Origin of the sequence: Thalassospira mesophila, assembly GCF_002115755.1 — a bacterium.
GTDB lineage: Bacteria > Pseudomonadota > Alphaproteobacteria > Rhodospirillales > Thalassospiraceae > Thalassospira > Thalassospira mesophila.
Genome location: NZ_JFKA01000016.1, coordinates 22455 through 40647 on the forward strand (window position 1 = coordinate 22455; position 18193 = coordinate 40647).

At 51.9% G+C, this 18193-nt stretch carries 15 protein-coding genes; 7 read left to right on the forward strand and 8 right to left on the reverse strand.

All coding sequences use genetic code 11. The features are described from left to right. Nucleotides 1–227 precede the first annotated feature (227 nt). On the forward strand, nucleotides 228–872 hold the full coding sequence (gene msrA / locus TMES_RS20550) for a peptide-methionine (S)-S-oxide reductase MsrA (protein WP_085586098.1): 645 nt from the start codon (nucleotides 228–230) through the stop codon (nucleotides 870–872). Between the two features lie 91 nt (nucleotides 873–963). On the opposite strand, the gene TMES_RS20555 is transcribed toward msrA, so the two are convergent. The 6 genes from TMES_RS20555 to moaB form a co-directional block, all read right to left on the reverse strand. Continuing rightward, entirely contained in the window at nucleotides 964–1725 is a 762-nt protein-coding gene (locus TMES_RS20555; protein ID WP_085586100.1) for an IclR family transcriptional regulator, read from the reverse strand. Nucleotides 1726–1809: 84 nt separating this feature from the next. After that, nucleotides 1810–2625: a hypothetical protein gene (locus TMES_RS20560; RefSeq protein WP_085586102.1), complete on the reverse strand. Its 816-nt coding sequence runs from the start codon at nucleotides 2623–2625 to the stop codon at nucleotides 1810–1812. A 178-nt stretch (nucleotides 2626–2803) separates the two neighbouring features. Beyond that, the gene (locus TMES_RS20565; protein WP_085586104.1) at nucleotides 2804–3946 is read right to left on the reverse strand and encodes a DNA alkylation repair protein; all 1143 of its coding nucleotides are present in this window, start codon (nucleotides 3944–3946) and stop codon (nucleotides 2804–2806) included. A gap of 227 nt (nucleotides 3947–4173) precedes the next feature. Beyond that, nucleotides 4174–5265 carry a methyl-accepting chemotaxis protein gene (locus TMES_RS20570; RefSeq protein ID WP_085586179.1) on the reverse strand — a complete coding sequence of 364 codons (1092 nt, stop codon included), beginning with the start codon at nucleotides 5263–5265 and terminating at the stop codon, nucleotides 4174–4176. A gap of 615 nt (nucleotides 5266–5880) precedes the next feature. Next, complete coding sequence (locus tag TMES_RS20575; protein ID WP_085586106.1) at nucleotides 5881–6651, reverse strand: sulfite exporter TauE/SafE family protein; 771 nt, start codon at nucleotides 6649–6651, stop codon at nucleotides 5881–5883. A gap of 239 nt (nucleotides 6652–6890) precedes the next feature. Beyond that, complete coding sequence (gene moaB / locus TMES_RS20580) at nucleotides 6891–7424, reverse strand: molybdenum cofactor biosynthesis protein B (protein ID WP_085586108.1); 534 nt, start codon at nucleotides 7422–7424, stop codon at nucleotides 6891–6893. A 440-nt stretch (nucleotides 7425–7864) separates the two neighbouring features. On the opposite strand from moaB, the gene TMES_RS20585 reads away from it, so the two are divergent. The 6 genes from TMES_RS20585 (at nucleotide 7865) to TMES_RS20610 (ending at nucleotide 15566) form a co-directional block, all read left to right on the forward strand. Beyond that, entirely contained in the window at nucleotides 7865–9817 is a 1953-nt protein-coding gene (locus TMES_RS20585; protein ID WP_085586110.1) for an acetoacetate--CoA ligase, read from the forward strand. A gap of 536 nt (nucleotides 9818–10353) precedes the next feature. Next, nucleotides 10354–11373: an amino acid ABC transporter substrate-binding protein gene (locus TMES_RS20590; protein WP_085586112.1), complete on the forward strand. Its 1020-nt coding sequence runs from the start codon at nucleotides 10354–10356 to the stop codon at nucleotides 11371–11373. A gap of 112 nt (nucleotides 11374–11485) precedes the next feature. Beyond that, a complete protein-coding gene (locus TMES_RS20595; RefSeq protein WP_085586114.1) occupies nucleotides 11486–12682 on the forward strand; it encodes an amino acid ABC transporter permease in 1197 nt (398 codons plus the stop codon). 1 nt (nucleotide 12683) lies between these two features. Beyond that, nucleotides 12684–13787: an amino acid ABC transporter permease gene (locus tag TMES_RS20600; protein ID WP_085586116.1), complete on the forward strand. Its 1104-nt coding sequence runs from the start codon at nucleotides 12684–12686 to the stop codon at nucleotides 13785–13787. 18 nt (nucleotides 13788–13805) lie between these two features. After that, complete coding sequence (locus TMES_RS20605) at nucleotides 13806–14588, forward strand: amino acid ABC transporter ATP-binding protein (RefSeq protein WP_085586118.1); 783 nt, start codon at nucleotides 13806–13808, stop codon at nucleotides 14586–14588. Nucleotides 14589–14726: 138 nt separating this feature from the next. Then, a complete protein-coding gene (locus TMES_RS20610; protein ID WP_085586120.1) occupies nucleotides 14727–15566 on the forward strand; it encodes an ABC transporter ATP-binding protein in 840 nt (279 codons plus the stop codon). A gap of 75 nt (nucleotides 15567–15641) precedes the next feature. On the opposite strand, the gene TMES_RS20615 is transcribed toward TMES_RS20610, so the two are convergent. Together TMES_RS20615 and TMES_RS20620 are read right to left on the reverse strand one after the other, a co-directional pair. Then, nucleotides 15642–16406, reverse strand: a complete 765-nt coding sequence (locus tag TMES_RS20615) for a DeoR/GlpR family DNA-binding transcription regulator (protein WP_085586122.1) — start codon at nucleotides 16404–16406, stop codon at nucleotides 15642–15644. Nucleotides 16407–16508: 102 nt separating this feature from the next. Continuing rightward, on the reverse strand, nucleotides 16509–18110 hold the full coding sequence (locus tag TMES_RS20620) for an SLC13 family permease (RefSeq protein WP_085586124.1): 1602 nt from the start codon (nucleotides 18108–18110) through the stop codon (nucleotides 16509–16511). Between the last annotated feature and the right edge of the window lie 83 nt (nucleotides 18111–18193).

Consider the following 18193-nt stretch of genomic DNA (forward strand, 5'->3'; position numbering starts at 1 on the left):
TAAAAACCGCATCATTGTGTCTTTCAGGGATGTGCAACCAGGCGGACAACCGATCCTTCATCGTTGAAAAAGACGATGGCAGCAACCTGCGCCGTGGCGGCATTATGTCGCCTTGATCGCCGCGATTAAAAAGAAACTATCAAGACAATTTGATGGATCACTGATTGCAACAGTTCAAAACATAGCTACATTGCGGGTAACAATTTTTATCAATCTTGCAGGTTGCCATGTTTACTTCTGTTCCCCCTGAGAAAAGCCGCCTTCCTGACCGTGCAAACGCCCTGCCGGGCCGGGCCGAAGCATTGCCGGTTCCCGATATTCACGCGGTTAACGGCAACCCGCTAAAGGCCCCGTTCCCGGAACATCTCGAAACCGCAATATTTGGTATGGGATGTTTTTGGGGTGCTGAACGTTTGTTCTGGCAGCATCCTGGCATTTACAGCACGGCGGCTGGTTATGCCGGTGGTCTCACGCCAAACCCGACCTATCGCGAAGTTTGCAGCGGCATGACCGGCCACGCAGAAGTTGTTCTGGTGGTGTTTGATCCGGCAATTGTCTCGTATGAAAACCTGCTTAAACTGTTTTGGGAAAGCCATAATCCGACCCAGGGCATGCGCCAGGGCAATGATATTGGCACCCAGTATCGCTCGGTGATTTATACCACATCGGAAAGTCAGCAAGAGGCAGCCCTTCTTTCTCGCGACGACTATCTCGCCGCCTTAAAAGATGCCGGAATGGCCGCGATCACCACCGAAATCGATACCGCACCGACCTTTTATTATGCCGAAGATTTCCACCAGCAATATCTTTATAAAAACCCCGATGGATATTGCGGACTGGGCGGCACCGGCGTTACCTGTCCTGGACGTTAAACCCGGCCCTTTTGTCACATAAACCGGCCAAACGGCCCGCCAGAACCAGCGGGCCGTCTTCACATCAAAAGGCTGAAATCAGGCGACAGTTTCAAACCGGCTTACCGCCATATTCGCGGCTTAAATCAGCACAAACACGGCGAACCAGGGCGCCGAACACGGCAATTCGTTCCTGGGGAATACGCGCCGCCGGCCCCGACAACGAAAGTGCCGCGATCGGAATACCACTTTCATCGCGAACAACCCCGGCAACGCAGCGCAAACCAACCGCGTGCTCTTCATCATCAAGAACCCAGCCTTGCTTGCGCGCCCCATCAAGGTCGAGCTTCAAACTTTTCGCTGTTGTGCGGGTATGTTCTGTCATCTGGGGTAAGCCATGTTGCGCGATAACAGCGTCAACATCCTTGGCGGGCAAAAAGGCCAATAAAGCCTTCCCCACCCCGGAGCAATGCATCAGCGCGCGGCGCCCCGGTGTGACCAGCGCACGCATCATTTTGCGGCATTCCACCTGCGAGAGAAAAATCACCTCGCCACCATCGGCCACTGCCAGATTAACCGTTTCCCCGCTTTCTTCCATCAGGGCGCGCATATAAGGCCGGGCAATCTGGTTTAGATTACGATTTTTGGTAAAGGAATTACCGACACTGAATGCCTGCACCCCGATTGACCACAGGGTTCGTTCCCCGTCAAAGGTGACATAGCGCTCGTGCTGCATCGTTGTTAACAAACGATGGGCCGTCGACGGGGGCAATTTCACACGCTGGGATATTTCGGTCAGGGTCATGCCGTCATCGCTGTCGGCAAGGGTGTTTAGAATACTAAGCGCCCGCACCAGCGACTGAACCTGCTGCATTTTGGTGTTCCTCCCGAACTGTCTGTGCGTTCTTGTATCTGGCCACACCAGCAAAACAACACATTCGGGAAATCTGTATATTTATCAGCCGCCCGCGCGCGCAATTGCCTTGCTGCGCCACCAAACGACGCTGGAATAACCCGCAAGATAAAGCGTTGCTGCCGCAAAAGCGAGAAGCGTTCCCACCCCGACCCCAAATAACGGGTAGGTATAGCTGACGGAAACAATATAAATCAGCAATGCGCCCATGCCGCGCGGAAAATTGCGAATAACGGTGTGAACCGGCCCGATGCCATAAGAACAATGCAAAATCAGAATCATCGGAAACAAGGTTACCGGAAAACCGGCAAACAGGCCGGACCAGCGCGGCCCGATAACAGCGGCTGCCCCGCTGATGGCAACCACGATCAGGGCGGCGGTCGCTGCCCGCACAGCAACAATTTTACGGGTTATTCGCAAGCGCTGGGAAATGCCAACATTCTCGATCGAGCGAAACAGAAAAATCGCCACAACCATGGCAACAATCAAGGCCAGACTGGCACTTAACACTGTAAAGCTGACCATCTGGCTAAGCCACGAGACGAACACAAACACCAAAAAAGATGCCAATGAGGATAGCGGCACTTGAATGACAAGCGCTTGGCGGCACAGCAACCGGGACACAACATAGTATGCATATAAAAATGCCAGCGTCGCAATCAGTCCCGGCAAGGCATAAACCGCACTTTCACCGGCAAAATGAACGCCCTGCTCTATCGCAATGAAAAACAGCAAAATTGCCGTTCCCAACGGATAACCCGACAAAACCCCGGCAACACGCGGCCCGGCCCGTTCTGCCAGCATCGACAGCCCCAACACGACAATAATTGAAACCGCCAGTTTGGCAAAAAACAGCCCCATACCCACCTGCCCGATACGACACACCACAACAACAAAACAAATCGTTGTCGAATTGTTGCAATTTTATCAATATCACGCCAGTTCTTTTTTAGAACGACTTGCATATTGCATGACGCTTTACCAAGCCTGCCTAACCATTTGAAAAATCCTGGCACAAATTGTTATGTCGAAATGCCGTTCAGATATGTAAATCAAAGGCACCTTGGGCAACCGGGCGTCCATTGATCATAATTTCAATGCCATGTATGCCCGCATAATACTGTCGGGTGGTGATGGCACGAACCGGGTGTCGACGCGACAGGACAAGCGCCTCGCCTTTTTTCAAACGTAGCTTTTTCCATTTGAAGACCTTGGGCGACTGCGTGCCGTTGGCTTTGCGATGATGGATCACGTAATCGATCACCAAATCGCGCGCTGATGGTTCCTGGCTGGTGATTTGCACGGAAAAATCTACAAACCCGCCCAGCGACACCACAGAATTTTCCACCGACAATTCCGATGCCGTCACATTGACCGGCCCAAAACCCAATGCCGCCAAGGTTGGGCTGTGTCCCTGTTTGATCAGGCTGCGGCACGCATGTTGAATAATGCGCTTGCGCGTGGCGATATCATCTTGCAACCAGTCCTGCGCAATGCTGGCGACCAGATCAGGATGATCCTTGGAAATATCGTTAAGGTTATTGGCAACAGATCGCCGCACATATTCAGCCCGATCATCACGCAGTGCGGTTAATAATGGCACCACAGGTGACGGATCGCGCACAAAACCGGGCAGACGCATCCCCCATGGCAACCGCGGGCGTGTTCCCTCCGATACCAGACGTCGCACATGCACATTGGGGTCGCTCACCCAGCCCTGCAAAATATCCATGACCTGATCACAATGGTTAATTAAAAACGGCCGAATGGCAAATTCCGCTGTAAACCGTTGCGTCATCTCATAAAGACAAGCCATTGATATTTCGACATGGTGCTGGCCGTGACGGGCAACATAATCAGCCATCGGCATAATCGCCCACCCGCGAATGCCCGGCCCGGAGGCACCCTGTTTTTCATCGGTAATATCATTGATACCGCCGTCTAACGCCGGGGCCAAACTTGCTGTCATAATTGCTTCCGCGTCGGAAAAACTGTTGGGCAGACATAACGACAGGGCATCACAAACCTGATTGCTGCGCTGTTTAAGCTCAAGCCGGTCCAGGTTGTGACAAGCCGCTGCAATAAACTTCTCACGCTCAAATTTCGGGTAATGCAGGGCGATATCGTTAGCCATTTGTGCCACCAGACCGGGCGTAAACAGATCTTTCAACGGTGTTCCCATGCAGGCCCCCTGGCAATGCGGTGATATGAATGCTGTTCATACCCGCCTTTGCCCGCAATCGCCAATGGCCGATGGCCCGCCTCCTGACACTACCTGACAGCAGATAGCGGGCGGTACTGCGTTATCTTTGAAAACACAGGGTAATTAAAATAGCAAACCCCGGCCCGGCAACGCACAAATGCTTGCCCGGTCGGGGTTCCTAAACAATCAGGTTGATAATATTGCGCTTATCCTGCCAGCGTCTCCAAACGCTGCTCTCGCGATCCGGTGCGAACTTTGGCGATCTGGCCTTGAACCGGTCTTAGGGCGTTTCGCGGTTTTTGTACAATCACGCCGCGCCACCCCAGTCCTTCATATGTTTCATAACCAGGTGTTAAGGCAAAACTGACAATGCTGCCATCTTCAAGCAGGTACGAATCTTTGTCTTTGCTGCCCAGTTGCAACGCAAAGCGTTCCGTCCGGTTTGAAACCCCGTCCGACGAGGCAATGACATTATAATTGCGATCCACAATCATAACGCGGGTGCGCGGGGCTTCTTCTTCGGCAAAGCCAATCGAATTGATAACGGAATCTGACTGACTTTCCCAATCAAAGAAAATGCCCATCGCCCCAATTATTTTGCCATCGGCCTCGCCATCTGCCCGTACAGCTGTGGCGTATGTTGCCGTTGCTCGCCCGCCCAGATGCTCGTTTCGCTCGATATCGGCAACGGCATATTCGGTGCCATCGCCAGTCGCCATTGCCTGGCGAAACCAGGCCTCCCCGCTAACATCCAGGCCCCGAACACGGTATTTATCCGGGCGACCATTGGCAATGACACGGCCGGAACAATCCGCCACCCATAAATCAAGATAAACCGTATAGGAATCCAGAATAACGCCCAGCCGTTTCGATGCCCAACGCCCTGCTTTTTCATCATCGGGGTCGGCACAACCATCAACAACGGCACTATCGGTTGCCCACCAGCGCACATCACATGATCGCTCATACAGATTTCGATCAATCAGTTCGATGACATATAATGCCAGATCCGACAGCCGCGCCCCGCGCACCATTTGTGCTGTACTGCGCAAATCGCGGGCTTCGCTTGCAAACAGGTTTTGCAATTCGTTGGCAATCGATGTGACCTGCTGCGATATGATATTAACTTCATTGGCCACCACGGCGAACCCTCGTCCGGCTTCGCCTGCACGCGATGCTTCAATCAACGCGTTCAAGGCCAGTATCTTTGCCGCCTTGGTCACGTTTTGAATTTCGTTAACTTTCGCCGTTGTCAGTTCCGACATTTTTGTGGCCGCATTCAAAATTCTCTCAGGCATGTTATCCCCCATTTTTTTTGAAGTTCCTGATAAGGGAATGCTGAGCCGACCTTGTTGTGCGCACACGCAATATTTTTGGCTGCATGGCACAACCTCTCCAAAAATATTCAACCTTTACAGCTCGTTAGTCAGCTGTTGCTAAGGACACAAAAACTTGTGCCAAAATGTCACAGACAAAACACCGAAACTACGTAATACCAATTACAGCACATTATTATACAAAAATCGATACATCTATATACTAACGTATCCATATACATTCACAAATTGAATTTGATATTCGAAAATATACAACATAGTTTTTTAGTATTTATCAGAGTCGCATCGCCAATCAGGCGATAGATTTTAGATGTTTATGCTAAATTTTGGTATTTTTAAGCAGTAAATGCTAAACAACCCTAGGGAACCACGTTTATCGCAACAATATTGCGAATAACCAGCAGAACCTGCCGTTCCCATAGCGTACAAAGTGGTATTATTCTGCAATAAATTCGAAACATAACATTTGTGAAACACACCGCGCCAAATCGAAGAACAGCACACAAAAAAAACCTGCACGATTGTCACATCTGTGCAGGGTTAAGCCTTTGAAAGATATCTCTGAAATGCCGCCGCCTAAACCACACCGTAGTGGCTCAGCCCGTCGAAAAGCAGTTTCAGCCCGGTGACAAACAAAAGCACGTAGCACACCCGATAAAATAGCGCCTGATCAACCTTGTCATGTGCCCACAGCCCCAACCATGTGCCGGCAATGGCGACGGGGGCCATAACCAGTGCGGTTTCCAGATTGGCCCCGTTAAACTGGCCAAGCAGGGTATAGGGGATCAATTTCACATAGTTCACGACAATAAAAAACATCACCGTCGTGCCGACATAAACCGTTTTATCCAACCGTTGCGGCAACAAAAAAACCGAAACGGGCGGACCGCCAGAATGGGCAACGAAACTGGTAAACCCCGAAATCGTGCCCCAGAAAGTCCCCGGAAGCCAGCGCGCGGGCTTTGGCTGCCCGCCGGAATTCTTGCGGCGGAACCAGCGGTCCATGGTGAAACCGATTGCAATTATTGCGATCAACAGCTTCACCGCCTCCTCGCTTAGATAATTGAACGACAGCGACCCCGCCAGTATGCCCAGCAAGGCAGCCGGGATCAGGATCAGCATATTGCGTCGGTCCCAGTTTTTGCGATAGGCCCAGACACTGGCCAGATCCATCAGGCATAAAATCGGCAGCATAATGGCCGCTGCGGCCTGGGGCGACACGGCCAGCGCCATCAAAGGCACCGAAATAATTCCAAGTCCGCCGCCAAAGCCGCTTTTCGATACCCCGGCAATTAAAACCGCCGGGACCGCCACAAGATAGAAAAAAGGATCGCTAATTATTTCCATTAAACATTTCCGATAACAGTAGCCCACAGCACGGCTTTAAGCCGCCACCCGTTGCCTTTGCCCCGCGCGTGACAGGCCAGAAACCAGCGAACGCAAAAGGTTACGTCCCCTGCCCGTGCCGATACGATATTCAGCACTTACCGCGCAGCGTGCAAAACCACAGTCTGTAACATGGAATATGCGGGCGGCATGTGAACGGCCCCGGCGCAATGACCGATACGACCATGCTCAAAAGCGGGTTATTTTTCCAGAAGACGTGGCATCAGTTCGACAAAATTGCAGGGCCGGTGGCGAAAATCGAGCTGATACAGCAAGATATCGTCCCATGCGTCTTTGCAGGCCCCGTTCGATCCGGGCAACGCAAACATATATGTGCCCTGCGCAACCCCGGCCACAGCCCGTGACTGAACCGTCGATGTGCCAATTTTGGCATAAGACAGCCAGCGAAACAGTTCGCCGAAACCGGGAATTTCTTTTTCGTAAACCGCCTGATGCGCCTCGGTCGTGACGTCGCGGCCTGTCACACCGGTGCCCCCGGTTGAGATAACAACGTCAATATCTGGATCATTGCACCATGCACGCAACTGCGTAATCAGATCGGGTAAATCATCCCGCAAAATCAGGCGATCAACCACTTTATGACCGGCGTCTTGCGCCCGTTTAACCAGAATGTCGCCCGATGTATCATTTTCAAGACTGCGGGTGTCACTCACCGTTAGAATAGCAATATTAACCGGCTTGAACGGCAGGGAAGGATCAATTTTTCCAGGCATTGTCAGTCTCCGAAACCCGTTTTAATTTGCGACAGATTACCGCGCCCGGCCTGCTGTGCAAGCTATTCATCGATAAAGATTTTCACACGATGCGTTCGCGATACTTCGACAGCATTTCGTTTTCAGCCGGCTTTGCGCACATGCTCTGACAATCAGGCCTGGGCCATGCCGGTTTTGCCTATGATAATTTAGCAAAATTATCTGATTTTACCGAATACTATCAACATAATAACCAGAATACATCCTCCAGAACATGGGTTCTGAAATGTGGCAAAAGCAATAAACAACGGCGCTGCAATGTCAGTTTTCTTGCCGCGCAACATATTTCGACGTAAAAAGTGGTAGGGAGGTACCGATTTAACGAACCACAATGATCAAATAACGGCATCCCCAAAGCCATAACAATAGTGACGCAAGAACAGGAAACAGAGGTATCGACGATGACGGACATCCTATGGCAACCCGGCCCGGAACGCGTAAAAAACGCCAATGTTACCCGTTTTCGCGAATGGATAAATGGCCGCAACAACTTGCAGCTAAACGACTTCGTCGAACTGTACGACTGGTCGGTGCGCGAGATGGAAAAATTTTGGCCCGAACTGATTGAATATGCCGGGCTAAAGGCCGAAAGCTGGGGCGATGTTGTTCTGGAAAATCCGCATCAGATGCCAGGCGCGCAGTTTTTTCCCAAGGCACGGCTGAACTTTGCCCAAAACCTGCTGCGCCGGGATGATCAGGGCGACGCGCTGGTTTTCTGGGGCGAAGACAAGGTCAAAACACGCATGTCATGGTGCGACCTTAATATTGCGGTATCACGTTTTTCACAGGCATTGCGCGCACAGGGCATTAAAAAAGGCGATCGCGTTTGTGGCTATATGCCCAACATGCCCGAAACCATCGTCGCCATGCTTGCCACGGCCGCAATCGGGGCAACATGGTCATCAGCCTCGCCCGATTTTGGCGTTCAGGGGGTTGAAGACCGGTTTGGCCAGATCGAACCGAAAGTCATGATCACGGTCGATGGCTATTATTATAATGGCAAAAGCCACGATATCCGCGCCAAGGTAAAGGATGTCGTTGATCGCATCCCCAGCCTTGAAGCCGTGGTTATTGTGACCTATGCCTTTGATGGCGAAAACAACACCGGTATTCGCAATGCGGTATCTTATGGTGAATTCACAGGGCGGTATGATGCCGAAAAAATCGAATTCGAACAGGTCGAATTTAACCACCCGCTTTATGTGATGTTTTCGTCGGGCACGACAGGCAAACCCAAATGCATCATCCACGGGACCGGCGGTACCTTGTTAAAGCAGGTGTCCGAACATTTGATGCATTGCGATGTTTTACCCGGTGATCGCGTATTTTACTTTACGACCTGCGGCTGGATGATGTGGAACTGGCTGGTCGGTGGCCTTGCGGCCGAGGCAACCTTGCTGCTTTATGATGGCTCGCCGTTCTATCCCAATGGCAACATCCTGTTTGATTATGCCGATGCCGAGGGCATGACCCTGTTTGGGACGTCGGCCAAATATATCGACGCCCTTGCCAAGGCCGAGCTTAAACCGATCCAGACCCATAATCTGTCAAGTGTGCGTGCAATGACATCGACCGGGTCGCCGCTTGCCCCGGAAAGCTTTGACTATGTCTATAAGGACATCAAACACGACATTCATCTGGCATCCATTTCGGGCGGCACAGACATCATGGGATGTTTTGTGCTGGCATCGCCCGTACTGCCGGTAAAACGCGGTGTCATTCAAACCCGCGCGCTTGGCGTTGCGGTCAATGTCTATGATGACAATGCCAAACCGGTCCTTAACCAGAAGGGTGAACTGGTTTGTACCGCCCCCTTCCCGTCCATGCCGGTTGGCTTCTGGAACGACCCCGACGGCAGCCGCTACCACGACGCCTATTTCGACCGCTTTCCTAATATCTGGTGCCATGGCGATTATGTCGAACTTGATGACGATGGCGGCATGATCATTTATGGCCGGTCGGATGCCACCTTAAACCCCGGCGGGGTTCGCATCGGTACGGCAGAAATTTATCGCCAGGTCGAGCTTTTACCCGAAATACAAGAATCAATTGTCATTGGTCAGGAATGGGACAATGACGTTCGCGTGGTTCTGTTTGTTGTGCTCAAGCCTGGCAATAGTCTGGACGACGCCTTGTGTGATCGCATTCGCCAGCAGATCCGCAACAATTGCACGCCCCGGCATGTCCCGGCCAAAATCGTTGCGGTAGATGACATCCCCCGTACCAAGTCGGGGAAAATTACCGAACTTGCCGTGCGCGATGTTGTCCATGGTCGTAAGGTAAAGAATCAGGAAGCACTGGCAAACCCCGAAGCACTGGACCTCTATGCCGATCTGGACATGCTAAAAAACTAATTCTCGCAGCGCAGCAAATTAGATCCATTCCCCCGGCATTCATATTGCATGCCGGGGTTTTCTTTTTGCTAAATCCTTGTCATCGGGCACATCAGGTGGCCCGTGTTTCAATGATCAGGGCAACGTTCCGATTCCGCATCGCAGCGTCGGTTATTTTTTAATCAGAGGCCGTTTTTGCCATTTATTTACTCAGATCGTCGGCGTCTTAAAAAAAAATGGCGCGAAAATGGCAAGCGAACCTGTCCAAAAAGACAGGAATTCAATCCTTTGATATAAAACGGTTTTATTTCGAAACCTTATGATTTTTCATTTTTGAAAACTAATAAGATTGCGCAAATATCACATTTTCATCCCGAAAATTTCACACTGATTTTGCCGGGAAATATTTTTCATACTTGACATATACGGCCCTAAAATCCCTTAATTTGGCTGTCCTCCACAAAAGGACAGAACAGATATGTCGTTTTGGCATATCTGGGGTGGCATAGAAGTTACCAAAGCCATTAAGAATGCTTTGCTAATGAGGGAGCTAATAAATGAAAATGAAAACGATCCTGGCCGCTGGCGCAATGTCTGTTGCTGCCATTGCCGCAAACAACGCCCATGCGGGCGCTGCACTTGACGGCATCAAGGCCAAAGGTTTCGTTCAGTGTGGCGTGAATACCGGCTTGCCGGGTTTCTCTGCCGCAAATGCGGAAGGCAAATGGGAAGGCCTTGACGTTGATGTTTGCCGCGCCGTGGCAGCAGCACTTCTGGGTGATGCCGAAAAAGTTCAGTACACCCCGATGACCGCAGCGCAGCGTTTCACCGCTCTGCAGTCGGGTGAAATCGACATTCTGTCGCGTAACACCACCTGGACGCTGACCCGCGATGCAAAGCTGGGCCTGACGTTTGGCGGTGTTAACTATTATGACGGTCAGGGTTTCCTGGTCCCCAAAGCCCTTGGCGTTTCGCATGCCACCGAGCTTGACGGCGCAACGGTTTGCGTTGAACCGGGCACCACCACCGAACTTAACCTGGCCGATTACTTCCGCGCCAAGGGCATGAGCTTCGAGCCGGTTGTTATTGAAAACATCAACGAAACCACTGCTGCTTTCTTTGCAGGTCGTTGCGATGTTTACACCACCGATGCTTCGGGTCTTGCATCTGTTCGCCAGACCATGGCACCGAACCCGGATGATTACGTGATCCTTCCGGAAATCATTTCCAAAGAACCGCTTGGGCCGGCTGTCGCACAGGGCGACGATCAGTGGGCTGATCTGGTTCGCTGGTCATTGATGGCGATGGTTGAAGCCGAAGAACTCGGTGTCAACAGCGGCAATGTTGACGATATGAAAAAGAGCGAAAACCCTGCAATCCAGCGTCTGCTGGGTGTGTCTCCGGGCATGGGTGAAGCCCTTGGTGTTGACGAAGAATGGGCATACCGCATCATCAAACAGGTTGGTAACTATGGCGAAAGCTATAAGTCCAACGTAACTGCAAAGCTGGGCCTCGAACGTGGTCTGAACGCTTTGTGGACTGACGGTGGTCTGCAGTACGCTATTCCGGTCCGTTAATCGTTCCGGCCTTCGTAAACGAAATTAGCTCCGCCCACTGGCCGTTCTTGCCGGGGCGGAGCTTTTCGTTACAGCATCTGCATATTGGATACAATCTACACCTGAGGGACAGATGAGTAAGACTCAAAAGGCCCCGGGGGGTGTCCGTTCCAAAGGCCTGACCGATTACCTGAATGACGAAAACGTCCGCGCCGTAATTTATCAGATCGTCGCGATTGCCCTCGTCATATTGGCAGGCTGGTACCTGGTTTCCAACACACTGGCAAACCTGGAACGGCAAAACATCTCAACCGGTTATGGCTTCCTTAATCTGGAAGCATCGTTCGGGATCAGCGAAAGCATGATCGACTATACGCCTCAAAGCAATTATGCAACGGCGCTGATGGTTGGCTTTCTCAACACCGTCAAGGTGGCATTTCTCGGCATCATTTTATGCACCATCATTGGCACGATCTTTGGTGTTGCACGTCTTTCCTCGAACTGGATTGTCCGCAAACTTGCGACCGTCTATGTCGAGACCTTCCGGAACATTCCGGTCCTGTTGCAGCTTTTCTTCTGGTACGCAATTATTCCCAACGCCTTTCCGGCCGCCCGAAATGCGTTTCAGCCCCTGCCCGACGTCCTGCTGACAAATCGCGGGATGTATATCCCCGTTCCTGTCGCCGATAATGCTTATGACTTTATGGGTATTGCCGCCATCATCGCGTTCATCGTGATCTATTTTATCAATAAATGGGCCACCAAACGTCTTGATGCGACCGGCCAGCCTTTTCCGATTGTGTGGGCCAGCCTGGGCATTTTCTTTGGCCTTGTCCTGATCGCCTATCTGATTGGCGGCGCACCGACAGCCATGGATATCCCGGCACTTAAAGGCTTTAACATTCAGGGCGGCTATAATATTTCGCCCGAATTTATGTCGGTTCTGATCGGGCTGACAATTTACACGTCAACCTATGTTGCCGAAGTTGTCCGTTCCGGTATTCAGGCTGTCCCCACCGGGCAGTGGGAAGCCGCCGAAAGCCTTGGGCTCAAGCGCTCTATTGCCTTGCGGAAAATCATTTTGCCGCAGTCAATGCGTGTTGCGATCCCGCCGCTGACCAACCAGTATCTGAACCTGACCAAAAACAGCTCGCTTGCTGTCGCGGTTGGTTATCCCGATCTGGTGTCGGTTTCAAATACCACCATGAACCAGACCGGTCAGGCGATCGAGGCGATCTCGATCTATATGGCAGTCTATCTGGGGCTTAGCTTGACAACATCGCTGTTCATGAACTGGTTCAACAAAAAAATGGCATTGGTGGAGAGGTAAGATGGCAAACAGTCTCAAACTACCACCGGGCCCGGTTGGTTCCGTTGGCCAGCGCTCCGTCATCTGGGTTCGCAAGAACCTGTTTAACAGCTGGCTCAACTCGATTTTGACATTGCTCGCGATTGCCTTTGTTCTGTGGATTGTTCCGCCGATCATTGAGTGGGCCTTTGTCAACTCGACCTTCACACCGACCATCGAGGCCTGCCGTGCTGTCTCTGGCGCATGCTGGGGCTTTGTAAACGCCAACTTGCGCCTGATCCTGTTCGGGGTTTATCCGTTCGATCAGCAATGGCGCCCGCTTCTGGCCATGATCGTTCTGGGCGGCATTATTGTTGCCAGCCTTGCCGGGGTTAAATATCCCCGGATGCAGAAACTGATCATTCCGATGTGGGTAATTGGCATTCCCGTGATCGCCATTCTGATGTGGGGCGGCGTCCTTGGCCTTACCTATGTTCAAAACAGCGCATGGGGCGGTCTGCCGCTAACCCTTATCCTGTCGACAATCGGCATTGTCTTTGCCTTTCCGCTTGGTCTTTTGCTGGCCCTTGGCCGTCAGTCGAACATGCCGGCAATCAAGACATTATCGGTGGTCTATATCGAAGTCATTCGTGGCGTCCCGCTAATTACAGTGTTGTTCATGGCGTCTGTCATGTTCCCGCTGTTTTTGCCCGATGGCGTTTCAATCGACAAATTGTTGCGGGCCCAAATCGGCATCATCCTGTTTACGGCGGCTTATCTGGCCGAAGTTTTCCGGGGTGGTTTGCAAGCAGTACCGCGCGGACAATTTGAAGCTGGTGACTCGCTTGGTCTGTCCTACTGGCAGTCGATGCGCCTGATTATTTTGCCGCAAGCCTTGCGGCTGGTAATTCCGCCAACGGTCAACAGCTTTATTTCGATGTTCAAGGATACGACACTGGTTGTGATTATCGGCCTGTTCGATCTTTTGGGTGCCGTAAAGCTGGCCCTGCGCAGTGACCCTGCCTGGACCCGTTATTATGTCGAAGGTTACGTTTTCGCGGCCGCGATTTTCTTCCTGATCTGTTACTCGATGGGCCGTTATTCCGCATATCTTGAAAAAGAATTGCGCAAGGGCGAGCGCCGGTGAGGAGAGAGGAAAAACAAAATGACTGCTATTAACAGCGCTAATAAAGTTGCGCCATCACCGTCTGATGAAGATGTGATCACCATCAGCAAGGCGAACAAGTGGTATGGTAACTTTCATGTTCTCAAGGACATCGATCTTACGGTTCGCAAAGGTGAACGTATCGTCATTTGCGGTCCGTCAGGTTCGGGTAAATCAACCCTGATCCGCTGTCTGAACCGGCTCGAAGCCTATCAGTCGGGCGAAATCACGGTTGACGGCATTTTGCTGGGCGATGATGTTAAAAACATCGAAGCCGTGCGCCGCGAGGTTTGCATGGTGTTCCAGCATTTCAACCTGTTCCCGCACATGACGGTTCTGGAAAACCTGACACTGGCACCGATCTGGGTTCGCAAGACACCCAAGAAAGAAGCCATTGCACTGGCCATGCATTATCTGGAGCGCGTTCGCATTGCCGAACAGGCTCACAAATATCCGGGCCAGCTTTCAGGTGGTCAGCAACAGCGTGTGGCCATCGCCCGTTCGCTCTGCATGCAGCCAAAAATCATGCTGTTTGACGAACCGACCTCGGCACTTGACCCGGAAATGGTCAAGGAAGTGCTCGACGTGATGGTCGAATTGGCAAAAGAAGGCATGACCATGCTGTGCGTCACGCACGAAATGGGCTTTGCCAAAGAAGTTGCCGACCGCGTTGTGTTTATGGATGCCGGCGAAATTGTCGAAATGGGCGAGCCCCACGACTTTTTCGACAATCCCAAAAGCGACCGTACCAAACTGTTCCTTAGCCAGATTTTGTCGCACTAAACGACAATTCCGGTTTGAACCTGCGAACGGCCCCGATATTTTCGGGGCCGTTTTGCGTTTGACACATTTCATCCTTGCACCCTGCCCGCCAAGCAGCGAGTATCCCAACCTTATTGTCCGCATAACATTGATTGACCCATGACATTGCCCAACGACACTGCCAACATCGCCGAAACCGCAACCCCGGATGCTTCAGCCTTTTTGCGTCTTGAAAAAACGGGTAAAAATTTCGGCCAAAACATTGTACTCGATAATGTCAGCCTGTCGCTTGACCGCGGGCAGACCATGGCCATCATTGGCCCGTCGGCTGCGGGTAAAAGCGTGTTGTTAAAATGCCTTGCCGGTGTTTATGAGATTGATCGCGGCGAAATCCTGATTGCCGGAAAAAACGTTGCCGACAAAGCCGATGGAAATCAGGGTCACTGGACCGATAAAATCGGTATGTTGTTTCAACAAAACGCCCTGTTTGACAGCTTGCCTGTCTGGCAAAATGTTTGTTTTCAGCTAATTGAAAACGGGTCCCTAAAAGGCAAACAGGCCCGCGACAAAGCCGTTGAATTGTTAGGGCTGGTCGGGCTTGATGCCGATAGCAGCATATTGCGGCCATCGGATTTATCGGGCGGCATGCAAAAACGTGTTGGCATTGCGCGCGCCATTGCCAATGACCCGGAAATTCTGCTGCTTGATAATCCGACAGCCGGACTTGACCCTGTTTTGTCCAACCATATTGAAAACATGATCGAAACCATCGCTAAAAAGCGCATGACCACGGTTATTACCGTTACCAACGATATGACCATTGCGCGAACCCGTTATGATTTTTTAACCATGATGCATGAAGGCCGCGTCTATTGGTCCGGCCCGCGTGACCAGATAGACCACGCGAAAAACCCCCATTTGGCCCAAATGCTAAGCGGATCATCGCAAGGGCCGATTTCGATGCGCACCCAAAACCGGGGCCAGCATCTGGTCGCTTAACATCTAATGACATCCTGGCGGGGCACATGCGCCACCTGCCCCACATACCCGGCCAGTTGTTGGTCCCGCCTGGTCTTAATCGGCGCAATAAACCGATAAATCAGCTTGCTCAAGAATGTCGTCCCACGCTTTTCCCGGTGCAATATCGGTAAACAGGGCATCGACCTCGGACAAATGCCCCAGCCGCACCATTGCCCGGCGGCCGAATTTGGAAATGTCGGTGCATAAAAATGTTTGCCGGGAATTGGAAATAATCGCCCGGGCAACCCGCACTTCGCGATAATCAAAATCCATCAGACTGCCATCTTCATCAACACCCGAAATGCCGATAATGGCATAATCAACCTTGAACTGGCTGATAAAGTCGATGGTGGCTTCGCCAATAATGCCAAAATCGCGCTGGCGCACCACGCCCCCGGCAATAATCACCTCGAACCCCGGATTGGCCGCGCAAATTTCGGCGACATGCAAATTATTGGTAATAATTTTCAGGTTTTTATGGTCAGACAGCGCCCGGGCAACTTCTTCGGTCGTCGTCCCGATATTGATAAATAACGAGGCCCCTTCGGGAATGTGCTGAGCAACCAGACGGGCAATTTTGCGTTTGGCATCCAGATTGAGAACCTGACGGTCGGTATAGGCGGTGTTTTCGGTCGTCGACTGGCTGGCAGCACCGCCGTGATACCGGGCGATCAGGCCTTCTTCGGCCATTTCATTGATATCGCGCCGGATTGTTTGCGGGGTAACATCGAAATGCGTCGCCAGGGCATCAATTGTCATAAAGCCGCTTGCCGCGACCTTTTCCAGAATTTCGCGGCGGCGCCTGTCTAATTTACCCATTTTTTCTCCGATCCGGCGAATATGATTTTATAAGGGGTTATTGTCTTTCGCTGGTTCTAAAATGCGGGGATCGGGCGAAAGATGCAAGACCATAGGCCAAAATCAAAACACAATCGGTACCAGCACGATGGCCAGTATCACCAGCAATACCAGTGCGCAAATATTCAACAGCAATCCGGCCCGCACCATATCGTCTATTTTTAAATAGCCGCTGCCAAAAACAATGGCATTGGGGGGTGTCGCAACTGGCAACATAAAGGCGCAACTTGCTGCCAGCGTCACCGGCACCACCATAATCATGGGATCGATCCCCTTGCCGATCGCGTAGGTCGCCAGCAGGGGCATAAAGGTCGCCGCAGTTGCCGTGTTGGATGTTAAGTGGCTAACCAGAATGATGACTGTGGCAATCAGAAATATTTGCAGCATTAGCGGCATTTCGGGCATTGCCTGCATGTTAATCGCAATAACCCTGGCAAGGCCGGTGTCGCTGATCAAGGCACCAAGGGAAAGCCCGCCCCCCACCAGCAACAATATCCCCCATGGCAAGCGCAATGTTGCCTTCCAGTCCAGCACATACAGGTTTTTCCGGGCGCGCACCGGCAAGGCAAATAAACAAATGGCGGCAAAAACCGCAATTGCGGCGTCGCTCAGCGCAATTTGCGGAAAAATCTGGCCGAGTAACGGGCGAAATAACCACAACAACGCCGTTGCCACAAATACAATGGCAACACGTTTTTCGCCCCGCCCCATCGGCCCCAATCGGTCAATCCGTTCTTGCAACGCTATTTCAACAGATTCAGGCAAATGATCACTTAACGGATAAATCACCCGGCACAACAAATACCAGCAAATCACCAGCAGGATTGCGGCAAAGGGCACACCGATCAGCATCCATTGCCCAAACCCGATTGTGATGCCGTAAGTTTGCGCCATATACCCGGCCAGCAAGGCATTGGGCGGCGTGCCAATCAGGGTACCCACCCCGCCAATACCCGCCCCATAGGCAATGGCAAGCAACAAACAGCGAGCGAGATTATGTGTCGCCGGGCTTAACCCGCGATCAAGCAGCGTTTCATCGGTGTTTTCGTCTGTTTTTACCGGGTCGTCTGGCGGGCCATTCTGTTCGGCACGTTCCTGATTTTGGGCGCGATCAAAATTGCTAAACAGCGTAATCAACGAAACAGCAACCGGCAGCATCATGGTTGCCGTGGCGGTGTTGCTGACCCACATCGATAAAAATGCCGTTGCCGCCATAAACCCGGCCACCAACGCCGAGGGATGAAACCCGACCTTGCCAATGATCATAAGCGCGATCCGCAAATGTAAATTCCATCGCTCCATCGCCAATGCAATGACAAACCCGCCGAAAAACATAAAGATCAGCGGGTTGGCGTAATTGGTGCTGATGTCGGCTGTTGTCCCAATGCTCAGAACCGCACCAAGAGCCAACGGCAGCAGCGCCGTTGCCGCCAGTGGAATGGCCTCGCTAAGCCACCATATCGCCATCAAACTGGCAAGGCCGGCGGCATGCCACGCCGCAACCGGCACATCGCCCGGCGACGAAAACACCAGAAAACCGGCAAAGGCCAACGGCCCCGCCACCAGCCCGGTTATGCGCCGCATACTGCCCGGTCGCCGGGGCGATTCCGGGTTTGCCGCCGTGCCCGAAATTGGCAATCGATCGATTAATGGAAAACGGATCATTGCCGCCCCTTTGCCCACATTTATTAAAACGGCACATACCACTGGCAATGTTTAGCTACGGGCTAATTTCTGGCAATTGAAAC

Coding starts and splice junctions, on each gene's coding strand:
- msrA (WP_085586098.1), top strand. CDS start 228: ATGTTTACTTCTGTTCCCCCTGAGAAAAGCCGCCTTCCTGACCGTGCA.
- TMES_RS20555 (WP_085586100.1), bottom strand. CDS start 1,725: ATGCAGCAGGTTCAGTCGCTGGTGCGGGCGCTTAGTATTCTAAACACC.
- TMES_RS20560 (WP_085586102.1), bottom strand. CDS start 2,625: ATGGGGCTGTTTTTTGCCAAACTGGCGGTTTCAATTATTGTCGTGTTG.
- TMES_RS20565 (WP_085586104.1), bottom strand. CDS start 3,946: ATGGGAACACCGTTGAAAGATCTGTTTACGCCCGGTCTGGTGGCACAA.
- TMES_RS20570 (WP_085586179.1), bottom strand. CDS start 5,265: ATGCCTGAGAGAATTTTGAATGCGGCCACAAAAATGTCGGAACTGACA.
- TMES_RS20575 (WP_085586106.1), bottom strand. CDS start 6,651: ATGGAAATAATTAGCGATCCTTTTTTCTATCTTGTGGCGGTCCCGGCG.
- moaB (WP_085586108.1), bottom strand. CDS start 7,424: ATGCCTGGAAAAATTGATCCTTCCCTGCCGTTCAAGCCGGTTAATATT.
- TMES_RS20585 (WP_085586110.1), top strand. CDS start 7,865: ATGACGGACATCCTATGGCAACCCGGCCCGGAACGCGTAAAAAACGCC.
- TMES_RS20590 (WP_085586112.1), top strand. CDS start 10,354: ATGAAAATGAAAACGATCCTGGCCGCTGGCGCAATGTCTGTTGCTGCC.
- TMES_RS20595 (WP_085586114.1), top strand. CDS start 11,486: ATGAGTAAGACTCAAAAGGCCCCGGGGGGTGTCCGTTCCAAAGGCCTG.
- TMES_RS20600 (WP_085586116.1), top strand. CDS start 12,684: ATGGCAAACAGTCTCAAACTACCACCGGGCCCGGTTGGTTCCGTTGGC.
- TMES_RS20605 (WP_085586118.1), top strand. CDS start 13,806: ATGACTGCTATTAACAGCGCTAATAAAGTTGCGCCATCACCGTCTGAT.
- TMES_RS20610 (WP_085586120.1), top strand. CDS start 14,727: ATGACATTGCCCAACGACACTGCCAACATCGCCGAAACCGCAACCCCG.
- TMES_RS20615 (WP_085586122.1), bottom strand. CDS start 16,406: ATGGGTAAATTAGACAGGCGCCGCCGCGAAATTCTGGAAAAGGTCGCG.
- TMES_RS20620 (WP_085586124.1), bottom strand. CDS start 18,110: ATGATCCGTTTTCCATTAATCGATCGATTGCCAATTTCGGGCACGGCG.